Origin of the sequence: Treponema primitia ZAS-1 (genome assembly GCF_000297095.1) — a bacterium.
Lineage (GTDB): Bacteria > Spirochaetota > Spirochaetia > Treponematales > Breznakiellaceae > Termitinema > Termitinema primitia_A.
Window position 1 is genome coordinate 1 of record NZ_AEEA01000086.1, and the last position, 266, is coordinate 266.

The following is a 266-nucleotide window of genomic DNA, read 5'->3' on the forward strand; positions in this document are numbered from 1 at the left end:
AAGATAACGGTTACGCAAACTAACGAAGATGGCACGGACGGGGAACCGACCATACAGGACTTAAGCTGGGACGGGGCCGCAAACAAGTATACGAAGACGGTCGAGCTGGACGGGGGCTATTATCTGGTGCAGGTCAAGCTGACCCGTGGGGACTTGAGCGTCACTCGTACCTGGGTGGCCCACCTCTACCCCGGCCTGGAAACCCTGGCGGCCTATGACTTTGGCGAGTCGGACCTGAAACCCGCCCTGATGGGTACGGTGAGCCT

At 59.4% G+C, this 266-nt stretch carries 1 protein-coding gene; it reads left to right on the top strand.

Annotated elements, in window-relative coordinates:
- A partial coding sequence (locus tag TPRIMZ1_RS19100) for a hypothetical protein (RefSeq protein ID WP_010261067.1) occupies positions 1–266 on the top strand: 266 nt, incomplete at both ends.